Source organism: Pseudomonas sp. MAG002Y, from assembly GCF_019400845.1.
Taxonomy (GTDB): Bacteria; Pseudomonadota; Gammaproteobacteria; order Pseudomonadales; family Pseudomonadaceae; genus Chryseomonas; species Chryseomonas luteola.
In genome coordinates, this window is sequence record NZ_WOEJ01000001.1 from 519,176 (window position 1) to 536,331 (window position 17,156).

The 17,156-nt window shown below is 57.8% G+C and carries 15 protein-coding genes and 1 pseudogene; 6 read left to right on the top strand and 10 right to left on the bottom strand.

All coding sequences use genetic code 11. From position 1 onward, the window contains the following. Positions 1-269 precede the first annotated feature (269 nt). From GM154_RS02355 to ilvA, 3 genes and pseudogenes are all read right to left on the bottom strand, one after another. Positions 270-743 carry an RNA pyrophosphohydrolase gene (locus tag GM154_RS02355; protein ID WP_010796984.1) on the bottom strand — a complete coding sequence of 158 codons (474 nt, stop codon included), beginning with the start codon at positions 741-743 and terminating at the stop codon, positions 270-272. A 276-nt stretch (positions 744-1,019) separates the two neighbouring features. Further along, positions 1,020-2,534: an MFS transporter gene (locus GM154_RS02360; RefSeq protein ID WP_074823220.1), complete on the bottom strand. Its 1,515-nt coding sequence runs from the start codon at positions 2,532-2,534 to the stop codon at positions 1,020-1,022. Between the two features lie 112 nt (positions 2,535-2,646). Next, positions 2,647-4,179 (bottom strand): annotated as a pseudogene (ilvA, locus tag GM154_RS02365) (threonine ammonia-lyase, biosynthetic); the annotation flags it as partial. Between the two features lie 136 nt (positions 4,180-4,315). On the opposite strand from ilvA, the gene rpiA reads away from it, so the two are divergent. Beyond that, positions 4,316-4,987: a ribose-5-phosphate isomerase RpiA gene (gene rpiA, locus GM154_RS02370; RefSeq protein ID WP_219650822.1), complete on the top strand. Its 672-nt coding sequence runs from the start codon at positions 4,316-4,318 to the stop codon at positions 4,985-4,987. Between the two features lie 227 nt (positions 4,988-5,214). Further along, on the top strand, positions 5,215-7,152 hold the full coding sequence (locus GM154_RS02375) for an autotransporter outer membrane beta-barrel domain-containing protein (protein WP_219650824.1): 1,938 nt from the start codon (positions 5,215-5,217) through the stop codon (positions 7,150-7,152). Positions 7,153-7,167: 15 nt separating this feature from the next. Here the strand turns inward: GM154_RS02375 and GM154_RS02380 are convergent, their stop codons facing one another. From GM154_RS02380 to GM154_RS02395, 4 genes are all read right to left on the bottom strand, one after another. After that, positions 7,168-8,085, bottom strand: coding sequence for an SdiA-regulated domain-containing protein (locus tag GM154_RS02380; protein WP_219650950.1), 918 nt, complete (start codon positions 8,083-8,085; stop codon positions 7,168-7,170). Between the two features lie 84 nt (positions 8,086-8,169). Continuing rightward, positions 8,170-9,069, bottom strand: a complete 900-nt coding sequence (locus tag GM154_RS02385; RefSeq protein WP_219650826.1) for an SdiA-regulated domain-containing protein — start codon at positions 9,067-9,069, stop codon at positions 8,170-8,172. A gap of 70 nt (positions 9,070-9,139) precedes the next feature. Further along, positions 9,140-9,805, bottom strand: a complete 666-nt coding sequence (locus tag GM154_RS02390) for a fumarylacetoacetate hydrolase family protein (protein ID WP_219650828.1) — start codon at positions 9,803-9,805, stop codon at positions 9,140-9,142. A 148-nt stretch (positions 9,806-9,953) separates the two neighbouring features. Beyond that, on the bottom strand, positions 9,954-11,345 hold the full coding sequence (locus tag GM154_RS02395) for an FAD-binding oxidoreductase (RefSeq protein ID WP_219650829.1): 1,392 nt from the start codon (positions 11,343-11,345) through the stop codon (positions 9,954-9,956). A gap of 153 nt (positions 11,346-11,498) precedes the next feature. Between GM154_RS02395 and serA the strand changes: the two genes are divergently transcribed. Next, the gene (gene serA / locus GM154_RS02400; protein ID WP_037030737.1) at positions 11,499-12,728 is read left to right on the top strand and encodes a phosphoglycerate dehydrogenase; all 1,230 of its coding nucleotides are present in this window, start codon (positions 11,499-11,501) and stop codon (positions 12,726-12,728) included. A gap of 54 nt (positions 12,729-12,782) precedes the next feature. Here the strand turns inward: serA and GM154_RS02405 are convergent, their stop codons facing one another. Both GM154_RS02405 and GM154_RS02410 read right to left on the bottom strand, forming a co-directional pair. After that, complete coding sequence (locus tag GM154_RS02405) at positions 12,783-13,274, bottom strand: DUF523 domain-containing protein (RefSeq protein WP_219650830.1); 492 nt, start codon at positions 13,272-13,274, stop codon at positions 12,783-12,785. Continuing rightward, positions 13,275-13,913: a 2OG-Fe(II) oxygenase gene (locus tag GM154_RS02410; RefSeq protein ID WP_219650833.1), complete on the bottom strand. Its 639-nt coding sequence runs from the start codon at positions 13,911-13,913 to the stop codon at positions 13,275-13,277. A 215-nt stretch (positions 13,914-14,128) separates the two neighbouring features. On the opposite strand from GM154_RS02410, the gene GM154_RS02415 reads away from it, so the two are divergent. Beyond that, on the top strand, positions 14,129-14,860 hold the full coding sequence (locus tag GM154_RS02415) for a DUF2059 domain-containing protein (protein ID WP_219650835.1): 732 nt from the start codon (positions 14,129-14,131) through the stop codon (positions 14,858-14,860). 3 nt (positions 14,861-14,863) lie between these two features. Here GM154_RS02415 and GM154_RS02420 read toward each other — a convergent pair whose 3' ends face one another. Next, positions 14,864-15,808, bottom strand: a complete 945-nt coding sequence (locus tag GM154_RS02420) for an alpha/beta hydrolase (protein WP_074823245.1) — start codon at positions 15,806-15,808, stop codon at positions 14,864-14,866. Positions 15,809-15,922: 114 nt separating this feature from the next. Here GM154_RS02420 and GM154_RS02425 point away from each other — a divergent pair, with 114 nt between their 5' ends. Together GM154_RS02425 and GM154_RS02430 are read left to right on the top strand one after the other, a co-directional pair. Then, complete coding sequence (locus GM154_RS02425) at positions 15,923-16,492, top strand: DUF6436 domain-containing protein (RefSeq protein ID WP_010796970.1); 570 nt, start codon at positions 15,923-15,925, stop codon at positions 16,490-16,492. Positions 16,493-16,684: 192 nt separating this feature from the next. Continuing rightward, the gene (locus GM154_RS02430; RefSeq protein WP_074823248.1) at positions 16,685-17,155 is read left to right on the top strand and encodes a MarR family transcriptional regulator; all 471 of its coding nucleotides are present in this window, start codon (positions 16,685-16,687) and stop codon (positions 17,153-17,155) included. Position 17,156 lies beyond the last annotated feature (1 nt).

A 17,156-nucleotide genomic window follows, 5' to 3' on the forward strand; every position in this document is an offset into this window, starting at 1 on the left:
GTTGGACGACATCCTGGTAAAGGATTTCGAGGCGCGAGCAAATTGAGTTCCGGTCACCGACCTGATAGCCACGATCGATGAAGGTGGACAGCAACGCCTATCTGACAGCGTATTGCCACTCAACGTCACAAATCGTTCATCCAGCATGGCCACAGCATTTCCTCCGTCCACGGCAGGCCCGGCATAACCGGGCAGGCCGGTGAGGCAATGCAAACGGTGCCTCTTCCGTCTTCCATACGTACACGTATGGTACAGGCTTAACATATCGATCAGGCGAGCAAGCGCGGGGCCAACTCCTTGAGGGCTCGACGATACACTTCCCGCTTGAACGTCACCACCTGCCCTAATGGGTACCAGTAGCTGACCCAGCGCCAACCGTCGAACTCCGGCTTGCCTGTCACATCCATGCGTACCCTCTGATCCTCAGACATCAGCCGGAGCAGAAACCATTTCTGCTTTTGACCGATGCACAGGGGCCTACTATGCGTACGCACCATGCGTTGGGGCAAGCGATAACGCAACCAGCCCCGCGTACAGGCCAAAATCCGGACATCATCCGGACTCAGACCCACTTCTTCGTTCAATTCGCGATAAAGCGCTTCTTCCGGCGTTTCACGATCATCGATACCTCCCTGTGGAAACTGCCAGGCGTCCTGGTTGATGCGCCGAGCCCACAGCACTTGGCCAGCGTCATTCGCGAGGATGATGCCGACATTCGGGCGAAAACCATCAGAATCGATCACGGCTGACACCCCTGGAAAGTCAATAGACTTGCATTGTTCCATAAAGCTTGTTGGAGCGGCAACGCAGCTCCCTGCCTGTATTTTTGCCGTCTGTGGCAATACGCTGGCAAGTGCCACTCCTGCCTGCTCGTCCATATGGACATTACATTGGGGTAATCCCGCCGGAGCGCCTGAAAATCCGCGAGCAGTATCCTCAGCCCTTGCTGAACAAAAGCTTACATAGCCAAACAATCAATGGATTCTGACGGGTAAAGCATGACCCGTTTCCCACTCCTATCAGCGAAAGTGCCGCTGCAGAAGCATGTAGATAGCCAGAATTACACCTACCCAGCCGATCAGGTAGAAATAGTCCAGGAAGCCCAGGATCGCAGCCTGGCGATTGACCAGCGAGGCCATCTGGCTCATGGAGGCATGCCCTACCGCCTCGCTCAGCTGTTCCCGATACTGCTGATAGAGCGGATTGAATGAGGTGATGTGACTGCGCAGAACATTGCCATGGAACGCATCGCGCCATTGCAGAAAGACGTTGGCCATGACGATTCCTAGCGGCATGACGATCTGCTGCGTCATGTTCTTGATCTGATATGCCTGGCTGAAGTAACGCGGAGGAATGGTCATGAAGGTGTACATGATGATCACCGCAAAGGTCGAGATCAGGAACACACCATGCATCATGAGCGCAGGCTGAAGCTGCTGCACAAGCGGCACCTCGCCATTCTGGCTGGACATCCAGAAGCCATAGCCGGCCAGCAGCGAATAGCCGAGCACCAGAAACTTCTTGAAGCCACCCCACGGGAAATACCGCTTGAGCGTGCCGGAGGTAATGGCCATGAGCGGCACTATCCCACACAGCCAGCCGATAGCCATGATCGTTCCAGCGGTGTAGATCGGCACCTGCAGGGCGTTCAGGACATATTGGGGAATAACGTAGTTATAGGCACCGAGCATGAAGTAGTTCAGCATCATAAACAGCATGCCGAGCAGAAAGGCCGGATTGATGGCGTTACGAAAGTCGAGGGTTGGCCGCTCCCGCTGCCGCTCACAATAGATGAAGACGGCCATGAGGCAGATACCCAGCAGAAAGAGTCCGAGCAGCTCCCAGGTATCGCTGTAGAAATCAAAACTCATCCGCTGGATAGTGGTTTCGACAATGATGCTTCCAACCAGCAGGATAGCCATGGGCAGCAGTGCTGGTCTGGCCGACAACTTTTCGGGTATGACGCGCGAGGGAATGGCCATCCAGATGCACACGGCCATGACCAGACAGACCACCAGCGGCACGGCAAAGATACCGCGCCACTCCTCATGCGCCAGCAGTTGCGCCGTACAAAAAGAAGCCATCGCCGCGCCAAGCGGCACGCCGCTGGCAAAGGCTCGTATGCCTGTGGGGGTTTGCGGCCCCGGGAAGAACATGAGCACCAGCACCCGCGCACCGGCGAAAAAGGTCGCGGCGGCCGCCCCCATGAAGACTCTGCCCGTGGCAAAGACCCACAGGTGGTCGCCGGCCAGGCAGAGCAGCTGGCCTATGGTATGGACAACTGTCGCCGCCATCATCAGGTGCCGGTACCCCAGATGCTGCACAAACCACTGGTGAGGCGCCGTGAAGACGATGACCGCGACGCTATAGGCTGCCGTGGCATACACATAGCTGCGCTGATCAGCACCCAGGCCGCCGGATACATAGCGGTTGGCCAGCGCGATGGAGAGGCTGTCGAGAAAATAGACGGTGACCATCAGCGTGATGCTGAGCATCAGCAGGCCACGGTGATGTGGAAACGTAGGTGAAGACATTCCGACTCGGTTCGATGACTGGTATCAGCTGGCCAGTAAACGTGGCCAGCCTTTCATCGAACACGGCCCGGGCGCTTGGTTCCCTACCAGACGCCCGCCGCCACCCTAAGCGTTAACTCAGAAACAGTTTATACGCAGGGTTATTGGTCTCATCCCAATAGCGATAACCGATCTCTGCCAGCGCTTCGGGCACACGGTGCCGCTCCTCCTCCGGAACCTCAAGCGCCGCCAATACGCGGCCATCAGCCGAGCCGTGATTGCGATAGTGGAACATGGTGATATTCCACCGCCCACCCAGGCGATTGAGGAAGTTGAACAATGCGCCAGGCCGCTCGGGAAACTCGAAACGGAAGACCTGCTCGGTATCCACATGGGCCGCATGTCCACCTACGGTATGCCGTATGTGCAGCTTGGCCAGCTCATTGTCGGTCAGATCCAATACGGGAAACCCTTGCTCACGCAGGCTTTCGATGAGCTTGCCGCGTGGATCGGTTTCCGGATGGGTCTGTACGCCGACAAAGATATGGGCTTCCCTGTCCGTGTTATAGCGATAGTTGAATTCGGTGATCTGGCGCTTGCCCAGTGCCTCGCAGAACGCTTTGAAACTGCCGGGACGCTCAGGAATGGTCACGGCGATGATAGCCTCACGCTGCTCCCCCAGCTCGGCACGCTCTGCCACGTGACGCAGGCGGTCGAAGTTGACGTTGGCACCCGAGTCGATGGCTACCAGGGTCTCCCCTTTTATGCCGCGGGTAGCGACATACTTCTTGATCCCCGCCACGCCTAGGGCACCAGCCGGCTCGGTGATGGAGCGCGTATCGTCGTAGATGTCCTTGATAGCTGCGCAGATCTCATCGGAGCTGACGGTAATCACGTCATCCACATAGTGTCGGCAGATCTCGAAGGTGTGATGACCGATCTGCCCGACCGCTACGCCATCGGCAAAGATACCTACTTGACTCAGCACCACCCGGTCACCTGCCTGCATGGCGGCCTGGAGGCAATTGGAGTCGTCTGGTTCAACACCAATAATCTTAATGTCAGGACGCAGGTACTTGACGTAGGCGGCGATCCCCGCGATCAGCCCTCCACCGCCTACCGGCACGAAAATGGCGTCCAGCTGACCTGGTTGCTGGCGCAGGATTTCCATGGCGACAGTACCCTGCCCGGCAATCGTATCCGGATCATCGTACGGGTGAATAAAGGTGTATCCCTTTTCCTCTACCAGTTTCAGCGCATGAGCCAGCGCCTCAGGAAAGGCATCGCCGTGCAGGACAGCCTTGGCACCGCGGGCACGTACCGCCTTGATCTTGATTTCTGGCGTCGTCTTGGGCATGACGATAACGGCCTTGATACCCAGCTTCTGAGCAGCTAAGGCCAGGCCTTGGGCATGGTTGCCGGCGGATGCCGCGATCACGCCGCGAGCCTTTTCCTCGTCGGTGAGCTGGGCCACCTTGTTGTAGGCGCCCCGAATCTTGAACGAGAAGACGGGCTGCAGGTCTTCGCGCTTGAGCAGAATCCGGTTACCCAGACGCTCCGACAGGCTGTGTGCGGGATGCAGGGGTGTTTCGACGGCCACGTCGTAGACGGGCGAGGTCAGCATTTTCTTGACGTACTGTTCGAGCATCGACTTTTCTCGGCAGGGCTTTTGCGGGGAACAGTCAGTCTACTGCGCAAGCAGCACGACAAGCCACCCACAATGCGTCAACCACCCTGTTCACCGCTGATAGGGTCAGCCCGGCTATAATCGAACCTCTACTTCTCCTTTGCCGGAATCGATCATGAACCAGGATCAGCTCAAGCAAGCCGTGGCGCAGGCCGCGGTGGACTATATTCTCCCGCACCTCTCGCGTGACAGCGTCATTGGGGTCGGCACCGGCTCCACCGCCAACTTCTTCATCGACCTGCTGGCCCAGCATAAGATGGAATTCGACGGCGCAGTAGCCAGCTCCGAGGCAACGGCCGAGCGACTCAAGAAACATGGCATTCCGGTGTATGACCTCAATGGCGTCAACTATCTTGAGTTCTACATCGATGGCGCCGACGAGGCCAACGAGCACCTGCAACTGATCAAAGGGGGCGGTGCAGCATTGACGCGTGAAAAAATCGTAGCGGCCGTGGCACAGACCTTTATCTGCATTGCCGACGGCAGTAAACGCGTGGATGTGCTGGGCGAGTTTCCGCTCCCCGTCGAGGTCATCCCCATGGCACGCAGCTACGTAGCCCGCGAGTTGGTCAAGCTGGGCGGCGATCCGGTCTACCGTGAAGGTGTTAAAACCGACAACGGCAACGTGATCCTGGACGTGTATAACATGCATATCCTTGACCCGATCGATCTGGAGTCCAAGATCAATAACATCGTCGGCGTAGTCACGGTTGGCCTGTTCGCGGCTCGCTCGGCGGACGTCCTGCTGCTGGGAACCGCCGAAGGCGTTCAGACGCTCAAGCGTTAAATACCTACGTCCCACGACGAGACATGCACTTCAGGCTGTGCACGATCACAGTGCACAGCCTGCCCGGCATTTTTTCCATCCCCATCTATAGTTACGCTCAGGCAGCGCTGTCAGTCTGCCAGGCGTCGCCTGCCTGTCCGATTTTCAAGCCGGCACGCTATCTGCTCCATGCAGCCCCGCACTACCCATAACTACAACACAACAAACCATAACAATGAGGATCGCTTGTGCATTCCTTTTCCAAACTAGCGCTTGCAGTCGGCTGTATCTTGATAGGGGGCACCGCGGGTGCCTATGACTTTGGTGAATACGCCGACGAGACACTGGACGTTCTGATCAATGAGTATCCGGGTCGTTATCGAGGCACTACGAGTTTTGAGGGCGCCTCGGCCTGGATGCAGCAGCGTATAGGTAACAACGCCACTCTCCAGCCCTTCACCTGGAACGGAAACCGGAACTCACAGAACGTAGTGGCTCAGCTGGCAGGCACCAGCGGCAACACCCTTGTACTAGGGGCACACTTTGATACCTACTTTGGCCGCCCGACACTCCAAGGCCTGGATGACAACGGTTCCGGTGCCGCCGTCCTTACGGAGATCACGCGCAACCTCAGCGGGATCGCGCTGGAAAATGGTATCAATGTGGTTGCCTTCGGAGCTGAAGAGGAAGGCCTGCGCGGCTCACGCGCCTATGTAGCCGGCTTGAGCGATAGCGAGCGGGCCAGCCTGCTGGGCATGATCAACCTCGACAGCCTGATCACGGGCGACCTGATGTATGCCCATGCCGGTGCCAACAGCGTCGATAACCCCGCCCTGGCGTCCATACGCGAGCAGACGCTTCGTATCGCACAGGAACTGGGGATCGATCTGCGCACGAATCCCGGGCTGAATTCGGAATACCCTGCCGGCACCGGCTGTTGCAGTGATGCAGCAAGCTTCGAGGCGCTCGGTATTCCGGTGTTGTTCGTCGAAGCGACCAACTGGGAAATCGGCGAGTTGGACGGCTATGAGCAGACCACCAATCCAGCCATTCCTGGCGGCGCCACCTGGCATACACCATCACTGGACAACGAGACGGTGCTGACCGGCGCCTTGGGTGCAGAGCGCATCCAGCAGCGCCTTCGTGATTATTCACGTCTGCTGACGCGTCTTCTCCTGGAGCTGACAAATGCCGACCTGCTCGCTTCCACCGCCTCCAGCGGTGCGCTGGCACGGGCCATGGAGGACAACCTGCGCAGCCAGCATGAAACCCTTACTCGGCTGCATGATCGCCGTTGGCTGGGCCTTCAGCTTGCTCCACTTGCACCCAACCAATTCACTGGCAGCGTGGGAATCGAGGGCGAGTACCAGCCTGAGCATGGGTTTGATGTAGATCCGAGCCAACGCTCCAAGCGGGCCACCGCCTATGCCATTGGCGATTATCGGGCCAGTGAATGGCTGACCGTAGGCGGTAGCCTGAGCATTCAGCGCGGCAAGGATGACCTGGAGCATTCCGGCAAGGTCCATAGCGAGACATGGCAGGCCGGGCTGTATGGTCTGGTCAGCAACGGCGGGCCGCTTTGGGCTGCAGGTGAGCTGAGCGCGGGTCACACCCGCTTCGATACGGATCGCTCCGTGTTCCTTCAGGCCAGTGGCGGGCCGGTTCTCCTGAACCAGACGTTATCTGGCGATACCAGGGCCCGCTTCTTCGGTGCTCGCCTGACCGGAGGCTACGACATGACGGTCGGTCAGCTGCGAACCGGTCCTCAGCTGGGACTGGACTATACCCGTTACCACATCGATAGCTTCGATGAAGACGACAGCCGCCGGACCGCCATGTCATTTGATGATCAGACCTATGACTCCATTCAGGCAAGCCTGGGTTGGCGGGTCTATGGCGATCTCCCCATGAGCCGTGGCATGGCCCTACAACCCTATGCTCATGTCGCCTGGGTCGAAGAACTGGGTGATGGCCGCGAGAGTCGGCTGGATGTTATCAGCCGTGGGGATGGTCGGCTGCGTACGGCAGCGCTGGATTCGGTAGACAAGCACTTTGCCCGCGCTCAGATCGGGGCTCAGTGGGCGATCACACCGGAGATTGGCGTCTATGCCGAGGTCAACAGTCGCCTGGGCCATTCCGAGGGCAGCCAGACCGGATACAGCCTGGGTGCTCAGTGGCGGTTCTGATCCGTATAACGCAGTTTAGTTACGCTTGAATCGATAAAAGAGGTTCGGTTCGCTCACGATATACAGCGTGCCCTGGTCGTCCATGGCCAGGCCCTCGGCCTGCGGCACGCTTTTCGTCAGACCCTGCCGCCCGGCATCGAGCGGCAGGGTGCTCAAGGGCTTCCCCTCGCTATCCAGCTCAATAACCAGCCTCGACTCATCCGAGAGCGCCAGCAGGTGATTCGTGCTGGCACTAAAGTGGAGGCTCGACAGATCGTCGACAAACAGGCCCCTGTCACGCAGCACATTAGATCTGATCGTAATGCTGACCGGTGCGCCGGGCTCAGGGTCGGCAAAACCATCGACCTCATAGATCTGCACAGGGTCCTTTTCTTTAGCTACATAGAGTCGCTTGTGTCGACTGTCATAGGCGAGCCCTTCGAAACCCCGATTATCGAACGCAGCCAATTCCAGAGAGAGACGTGTCTGATTGCGAGGGTCATTCGCATCGATGACGCGCGTTGTGTCATCGACATGAATCTGAACCAACCGTTGCCGGCCCTCTTCTGCCACGACGAAAACGCCCGGGCGAATGTACTCAATCGCCTCGGGATCATCGAATCCCTGCATAGGGATTTGCCGAAGAATTTCACCGTCGAGTGACAGCTCGATGAAATGGGATGACTTGTTGGTTAGGCTCGCAAGCGTGCCCCGGCTCGGGTCATAGGTCAGCGCCGACAAATCCGCGTGCCCTGGCACAGGCTTGGCCTCGATATCGACATGATAATCAGGAAGCCAAACCGAGACCTCACGGCGCTCATCGGCATGCCAGTGCTGCTGAACGCCATACCAGAGACGCGCCAGGAGCGGGGTCTGCTGGCTGACCACGATTGCGATGAGCACTGCCATCAGCAGCCCGGCCAGAGGAATGCGGTAAGGATAGATACGCTGCATGGGTAGGCCCGCTGCCGTCGAGGGATCGATCATCCGGGCGACCTGCATGCCCGCGCTCGACGACAAGCCTACGGATACTTTATGTCAGTCAGATTTCCGGAAGACATAGAACAGGTTAGGCTCGCTCACGATATAGACCGTTCCCTCTTCATCAATCGCAACGCCTTCAGCCTGAGGGATGTTTTTACTGAGTCCATTGAGCCCTCCGATCAGGCTGATGAAACTGACCGGCTTTCCGCTTTCGTCCAGTTCAAGCAACAGGTGCGACTCATCCGAGAGCACCAGCGTATGGCCGGTACGGGGATCGACGCTTAGCGCAGAATAATCATTCATCAGGTCGGGCTGATCGGGAAGATCCCTCATCTCACCCAGGATCTGATCACCATCGCTGGACAGGCTGAACAGTGCTGCAGGGTCTCGCTCCTTGCTGAGCAGGAGACGTTGCTGTCGCGCATCCCAGGCAACGCCTTCGAACCCCTTGTTGCCGGCATCGGCAAAGCCCAGGTCGAAAAACTGGAAATCTGCGGGCTGCAGCTGGCGGGTCTCGGGGGTCAGATTGAACAGGGCCAGCGTACGCTGACGCTCATCGACAATACCCATGCGATTTCCATCCAGGACCACTAGGCCCTCAGGGTTGGAAAGCCCGGTTATGGGAATCTGCCTGAGAATGTCACCGCTCAGGTTGGTTTCCACCAGCAAAGGCTCCTTGCCCATGACAATGAACAGGGTGCCGGTCGCCGGGTTATAGGCGATGTCCGATGCCTCGGCCTTTTCCATGCCGGGCAAGGGCTTGGCCTGAATGACCGCGGTATAGCCCGGAAGCCAGATATTGTCCGCATGCTGGGTGGCAGGCGTGTTACGTTCCTGCCACCAGAGCCAGGCACGCTGGTCCCAGTGAAACAGGTATGTGAGCGTGGCGGCGGCGACCAGCACGAAGCCGGCCAGCCACCATTTGAGGGATCGACGTTGTAATACTTTTGGCATGACGACGGTTTCGACTGCTTAGCGGTTTGGATCCGTCGCCTGATGCTTCCGGATTACTCAAGGGTGGATGTTAGAGAACACGACTCGTAAAGCGGCTTTTGCCAGGCAACTCCAGGACCAGTTCCTCACCTTTGTTCAACGCGCCGACTCCCTTGGGCGTACCGGTCAGTACCACATCGCCGGGTTGCAGGGAGAAGTGTGTGCACAGGTGCTGGATCAACGGGATGATCGGGTTGAGCATGTCACGGCTGTTACCTTCCTGGCGTACCTCGCCATTGATGGTGAGGCGAACATCGATATCAGCCAGATCGCTGTAGGCATCACCCGGCACGAAAGGCGCCAGGACACAGGCGCCGTCGAACCCCTTGGCGATTTCCCAGGGATAACCCTTTTCCTTCAAGCGGGCTTGCACATCACGCAAGGTCAGGTCCAGCGCTGGCGCGAAACCCGAAATAGCATCCCGGACCTCTTCTTCGCTTGGCGTGCGTGACAGGGGCTTGCCGATCAATACGGCGATTTCCGCCTCGTAATGCACCGCACCACGGTCTTCAGGAATACTGAAGCCACCTTCAATCGGCACGACCGAACTGGCCGGTTTGATAAAGATGAGCGGCTCGGTGGGTACAGGGTTGTTCAGTTCCTTGGCATGCTCAGCATAGTTGCGGCCAATACAGACCACCTTGCCCAGCGGGAAGTGGATCTTCGTACCATCGACGTACTGGTGTTGGTAGCTCATGGTGAACCGACTCCGAAAGAGGAAAAGTCCCGTTTAATCCTTTATAACCAAAAGCTTGGCCGCATTACCAAGGCAGGCGGCCAAGCATAACGACACGAACCTGAACGTTAGCGGAACGGTCGGTTTATCGCCTGATCCTCAAGGGCTATCAGGCGATGACCTTGCCCGGATTCATGATGTTATTGGGGTCGAAGACTGCCTTGACAGCTTTCATGTAGGCGATTTCGGCTTCTGAGCGGGAGTAGGTCAGGTAATCCCGCTTGGTCATGCCCACGCCATGCTCGGCCGAAATGGAGCCGTTGTATTTCGCAACGGTCTCGAATACCCACTTGTTCACGACCTTGCACTTGTCAAAGAACTCATCCTTGGAGAGATCATCAGGCTTGAGAATGTTCAGGTGCAGGTTGCCGTCACCGATATGGCCGAACCAGATGATCTCGAAATCCGGATAGTGCTCGCCCACGATGTCGTCGATATCACGCAGGAAGGATGGTACGTTCGAAACCGTTACAGAGATGTCATTCTTGTAGGGCGTCCAGTGGGAAATCGTCTCGGAGATGTCTTCTCGCAGACGCCACAGGTTTTGCAACTGCTGATCGCTCTGGCTCATGACGCCATCGAGCACCCAGCCTTCATTGACACAATGCTCGAAGGTAGCCAAGGCCTGATCGGCGCGCTCGTCCGTTGTTGCTTCAAACTCCAGCAGTGCATAGAACGGGCAGCGGGTATCGAACGGCGCAGGCACGTCACCACGGGCCAGAACCTTGTCCATGGCCTTGTCGGAAAAGAACTCAAAGGCCGTCAGGTCCAGCTTGTCCTGGAAGGCATGCAGTACCGGCATGATCGAATCAAAATCCGGCGTACCGAGCACTAGAGCCGTCAGGTTGGTCGGTTGACGCTCCAGCCGCATCGTAGCCTCGACCACGAAACCCAGCGTGCCTTCGGCACCAATGAAAAGATGACGGAAATCATAGCCGGTCGCGTTTTTCATCAGGCCCTTGTTCAGCTCGAGCAGCTCGCCCGTACCGGTCACGACCTTGAGGCCGGCTACCCAGTTACGGGTCATGCCGTAGCGGATCACCTTGATGCCACCCGCATTGGTACCGATGTTGCCACCCAGCTGACTGGAGCCGGCCGAGGCAAAGTCGACGGGGTAATAGAGACCTTTGTCTTCAGCAAAGGCCTGCAACTGCTCGGTGATCACACCCGGCTGGCAGACCACGGTACGATCGAACGTGTTGAAGTCGAGAATCCGGTTCATGTAATCGAATGCCACGACGACTTCGCCATTAGCTGCGACCGCTGCCGCCGAAAGACCGGTACGGCCACCAGAAGGCACCAGGGCCACCCGATGCTCATTGGCCCAGCGCACGATGGCCTGCACCTCTTCTATCGTCTTGGGAAAGACAATGGCAGACGGTGCCGGAGCAAAGTGCTTGGTCCAGTCCTTGCCGTAAGACTCCAGCGAGGCCGCATCCGTGAGCACCTTTCCGGGCTCGACCAGGGTTTTCAGCGATTCGATCAAAGCAGCGTCAATCATGTTGAAACTCTCGTGGCATTCATGGTCGTCCTGAGAACCGCTCAGGTCGTATCCGGGCAAGGAAAAGGGAGAACATGCTAGCATATGCCTACCCTTCGGCGACGCCAGCCGGCAGCCGATTCACACTTCCTCGGGACTACGGGTTCAACGCAGATGAGCAAGACCTCACTCGACAAGAGCAAGATCAGATTTCTTCTTCTCGAAGGCGTACACCAATCGGCAGTAGACACGCTGAAAGCGGCTGGCTACTCCAACATCGAGTACATCTCCAAAGCGCTGCCCGAGGCTGAGCTCAAAGAGAAGATCGCCGATGCGCACTTTGTGGGCATTCGCTCCCGTACTCAACTGACCGAAGAAGTGTTCGACTGCGCCAAGAAGCTGATCGCCGTTGGCTGCTTCTGCATCGGTACCAACCAGGTGGACCTGAACGCCGCCCGTGAACGCGGTATCGTCGTGTTCAATGCGCCCTACTCCAATACCCGTTCGGTCGCTGAACTGGTATTGGCTGAAGCCATTCTGCTGCTGCGTGGCATTCCTGCCAAGAACGCTTCCTGCCACCGTGGCGGCTGGCTCAAGAGCGCCAACAACTCCTTTGAGATTCGCGGTAAGAAGCTGGGCATCATCGGCTACGGTTCCATCGGTACGCAGCTGTCCGTCCTGGCCGAAGGCCTGGGTATGCAGGTCTACTTCTACGATGTAGTTACCAAGCTGCCGCTGGGTAATGCCCAACAGGTTGCTTCCATCACCGAGCTGCTGGGCATGGCCGACATCGTAACGCTTCACGTACCGGAAACGCCCTCGACCAAACTGATGATCGGCGAACGTGAAATCCGCGCCATGAAAAAAGGCAGCATCCTGCTCAACGCTGCACGTGGCACTGTCGTTGATCTCGAGGCACTGGCCGCTGCCATCAAAGACGAACATCTGCTGGGTGCTGCCATCGACGTGTTCCCAGTCGAGCCGCGCTCCAACAATGACGAGTTCGTCAGTCCGCTACGCGGCCTGGACAATGTCATCCTGACCCCGCATGTAGGCGGCTCCACCATGGAAGCCCAGGCCAACATCGGTCTGGAAGTGGCCGAGAAGCTGGTGAAGTACAGCGACAACGGTACGTCCGTGTCTTCCGTCAACTTCCCGGAAGTGGCGTTGCCCTCCCATCCGGGCAAGCATCGCCTGCTGCACATTCACCAGAATGTGCCGGGTGTGCTGTCTGAGATCAACCGTGTGCTGTCCGAAAACGGCATCAACATTTCCGGTCAGTACCTGCAGACGGACGAAAAAGTCGGTTATGTGGTAGTCGACGTAGATGCCGCCTACTCTGACATGGCTCAGGAGAAGCTGCAGAACGTCAAGGGCACCATTCGCTGCCGCGTGTTGTTCTAAACGTTCATCCAACAAAAGGAGGCTTCGGCCTCCTTTTTGTTTTGTACATGAAGACTATTTCGCTTCGAGCGCCTGCAGGTAGGCTACAGCCTCGTTCAGCTCGCTTTCATTGAAGACCTTTACACCGGCACGCCGCAAAGCTGCAGCTGTTACGCCCTCACCCGGGACTCGGTGTCCGGAAAAGGTGCCATCGTAATTCTCATTATTACCGCACGAGGGGCTACGCGCCTTGAGCACCGCCATCTGGATACGATGCTGCCTGACCAGCTCAACAGCCTGACAGGCTCCAGCCAGAAATTTCGCACTGACGTCCTCACCGGTATCGGTCATCACGGGCTGGTAGCCGTCCAGTACGGCAGCGCCTTGTCCGCCAGGGATTTCAGCCGGCGGCCGAGGTGTAGGCAGGCCACCGGCAACCTCTGGACACACGGCGACGACACGTCCTTCCGCCAGCCAGGAACTCAACTGATCATAGGGGCCATGAGCGCCCCCGTCATAGCGGACCCGGTGGCCCAGCAGGCAGCGGCTGATCAGTATCTTTTCCATTTACAAAACGTTTTCCAGTACGTTTTCACCCCGCCGGCGAAACCAGCCCGTTAATGACATACGCTCACGCGTCGCAGGCAGGACTTCATGGGGCAAATCGCCAGACATGAAGCAGACCAGGCTGCCACCAGCAGGCAATACATCGCGGGTCTGTCCGTCAGGCAGGTGCATGCGCAGTGCGCCCCCATGCTCGGGCAGCCACGCCTCATTCAGGTACAACACCAGAGATACCATACGCCTGTCGTCGTCCTTGAAGCGATCCAGGTGAGTGGCATAAAAAGCCCCTGGCGGATACATTGCAAAATGGCTTTCATAGTCTTCGAGACCCATGAAGAGGCTCTGATTGAAGGACAGCCGGAGCGCATCCATAAGCGCCAGATAGCGGGCAATAGCAGGCGAAGACTCATCGCCTTCTAACCAGGCAATCTGATCACCACGGACACCTTCGCGAATGACTTGGCTGTCGCCACGCCCGATAGCGGCTGGGGCCAACAGTCCGTGCTGCGCACGTTTGTGGCACTCTTGCGCCAGCGCACGGGTCAGATCATCGGGTAGAAACACAGTCTGATGGGACCAGCCGACATCGGCCAGATCATCGACGATACGCTGCAACAAGGGATGATCAGGGCGAATGGGCATATCGAATTCCTGCGAGACATCGCAACGAGATAACCAGCATAGACAAGAGCGGCTGGCGGCGTCGGCATTGTAATAAGTCGTCAACGCTTCTGCTCAAATTTATACGCTCCGACGAATCGGCCCTTTCCAACCTCGACAGCAACGTGATACCTACCCAGAATACTGTCTTTTTTCTGGCATGCTGCAGCTCAAGGCATGCCCTTGCAGGAGAGTTCATGCGCGTTTTTATTGCTGGTCTGCTACTCGCCATCGGTCTTCCCGCGCTGGCCGATAATTATCAAACCCTTTACCAGACCGCGGGCTGGCCCGAACAGCGCAGCCACTTCCGCGATGCGCTGCAAGCGGCACAGCAGCGCTACCAGAACAGCCTGCCGCCAGCGTTGTACCAGACGCTGGTGGATAACAGTAACCGCCGCTTCTCGGCCGATGCCATCGACCAGCGTGCCATTGGTCAACTGCGTCAGTCGCTGCCGGAGACCAATCCTGCCTTGCAGTTTTTCCAATCGCCTATAGGCCAGAAGGTCGTCGCGGCGGAGGTCAGCGCCACCCGTAGCGATCAGATCGCCCGCAACTCGGGTGGCCTGCCCAAGATTCAGGCCAGCGCAGCCCGTCAGACACAGATCAAACGAATCGCTGCCGTGATTCCAGCTCGTGAAGCCGGCGCGGAAGTCAGCATGGCGTTGGCAGGTCTGGCGGCTGACAGCCTGAGCCAGATGCTCCCTGGTCTGATGGGTCAGGCTCAGGGCATGATCGGCCAGCAACGCGAGCGCATCATGCAGCAGATGAACAATGGCGACCTGGAAAACACGTTGCTCTACGTTTATCGCACCCTTTCCGACAACGAGCTGACCCAGTTTGCCGACTTTGCCAGCTCGCCTGAGGGCCATCGCTATTACCAGGCCGCCCTGGCCGCGCTGCGAGCAGGCCTTGGCTCAGGCAGCAACTAAACCCTACGCCAGCCGCTCCCTTAGAAAATCGAAGTAGCGCTGGCGTAACGCTTCGGTTTCGTTGACCAGATGGTGCCGCGCTTCAGGCAGGCGCAGCACCTCTGGCTTGTCGAACTTCTGTTCCAGTACCTGCAGATTGTGTCGCCAATCCACGGTGAAGTCCTGCTCACCCTGGATGATGATGGGCCGATGCAGACTGGGCGAAGCCTTTTCAATACGTGGAATCCAGCGGGCTAACGCTCCTACCCAGCGACTGGGCAGCTCGCGCGGTTGCAGCAGATCATGATGCTGTAGAAAGGTAAGAAACGCTTCGTCACCGGAGTTGGCCGAAAACCGCCTGGGCAATGCTCGGACAAAGGGACCAACCAGCCGGTAGGTCAGATGTGACATCTTCCAGCTGCAGGGGCGAACCAGCGGCGCCAGCAGAATCGCTTCGCCTATCTCCGCACCGGGCTGCCCGTTCAATAGATGGTCCAGTACGATCGCACCTCCCGTGCTCTGCCCCAGCAGATGCCAGGGTTGCGGCAGATCAAGGCGTCTGGCCTGATCGAGCAGAGCCTTTAATACCGCTTGATACTCGGCAAAATCATCGATACTTGCGCGCGGACCGCTGGATAACCCGTGCCCCGGCAGGTCGCAAGACAGCACGGCGAAATTCATCGACAGCGCCCAGTCGATCGCATGGCGATACAACCCCATGTGGTCGTAATAGCCATGGAGCACCAGAAGCGTGGCCCGCGGCTGGTCATGCCACCACCCTTGCACGGCGATCTCGTAATCAGCCACGCGCATGCGACCCAGGCGAGCCTGGACACCTGGGTGCTGCTGGCTCATGTCGAGTCCATAAAAGGACTGATACGCCAGGATGGCCGGGCCAGACTCGCCAGGATCGAGGGACAGTTCCGCCAATAGCGGTCGCAGTTGTTCTGGATGAAACGGCGTGGTCATGGTCGTCACACTAAAAAGAGAGGCCTGCCCATGTAAAGCTTGGACACTTAATCATGTTCTGCTTCACGCCCTGGCGTGGCAAGCTATGTCTTCTTTTGCATTAACAGTCACGCCATGCCCTCTCGTCGATTCACTATTCTGCTCTGCCTGTTCACCATCCTTGTCATTGCTGGTTCGGGTGCTGCCTACTGGTGGTTCGAGCTGCGCTATTTACGTTCGTTTGCCGAGCAGACCGCCTTTTTTGATGGCAGTCATCTACAACTCCCACCCGAGCTTGCGGGTCCGGGACCGATCCGGCTGGTGCACTTCTGGGACCCGGACTGCCCATGCAACGAAGGCAATCAGGCGCACCTGCGTAACCTGACTGCACGCTTTGGTGATCGGGGCGTCGAGTTCTACAGCGTGCAGAAACCAGGGAGCGAAGGAAAGCTGCCGTCCATGCTGGATGGACGTCTGAAGGCCCTATCGACGATTCCTGGAGCCGATACGCTGCCCGCCAGCCCAGCCGTGGCCATCTGGGATAATGCTGGCAAGCTGGCTTATGTCGGCCCCTATAGCGAGGGCATGATCTGTACAGCTGGTAACAGCTTTATCGAGCCTATTCTCGAAGCGCTCGTGTCAGGGCGCAGCGTACGGTCGACCAATACCTTGTCGGTAGGCTGCTACTGCAACTGGCAGGGCTGACCCTTTTCTTGTAACGCCAAAGGCCGGGCATCGCATCGACTGCCCGGCCTTTTCGTTTTCACTGTTCTTCCTCTCAGGCACTTCTAATCATTGTTGCGCTCTTAGCAACAGAGACTTTTGCAAAATGTTGCTAAACAGATAGCTGCCTAGGCAGTATTCTACTCAGACTTAGCTGCCTGGGCAGATACTGCCATGACACGTTTCAAACCAGATAATTTTTCGCTGCGTTACTCGCTCGGCCATCTGATCCACTTGGTCAATTCGCTCAAGGATCGCCTGCTGGACAAGCACCTTGTCACTTATGACATCACGGCTGCCCAGTTCAAGGTGTTGCTGATGCTGGCACGCAATACGGCGGATACGCCTGCAGAGCTGTGCCGTTGCCTGTCCCTCGACAGTGGCGCCATGACCCGCATGATCGACCGGCTGGAAAGCAAGGACCTGATTGCTCGCGTGCGCAGCACCACCGATAGACGACAGGTTCGCCTCGAGCTCACCGAGCAGGGCCACAGCTTGAGCAAACAGATTCCGCAGATTGCAGCTGACGCCATGAACGACCTGACCGGCGAGCTGACCCATTCCGAGATCGATGAGCTGGAGCGCCTGCTCAAGAAGATATTGGTTCCGGCCGGCCTGGTCCCGGCCAATGAAGGAGAACAATAAC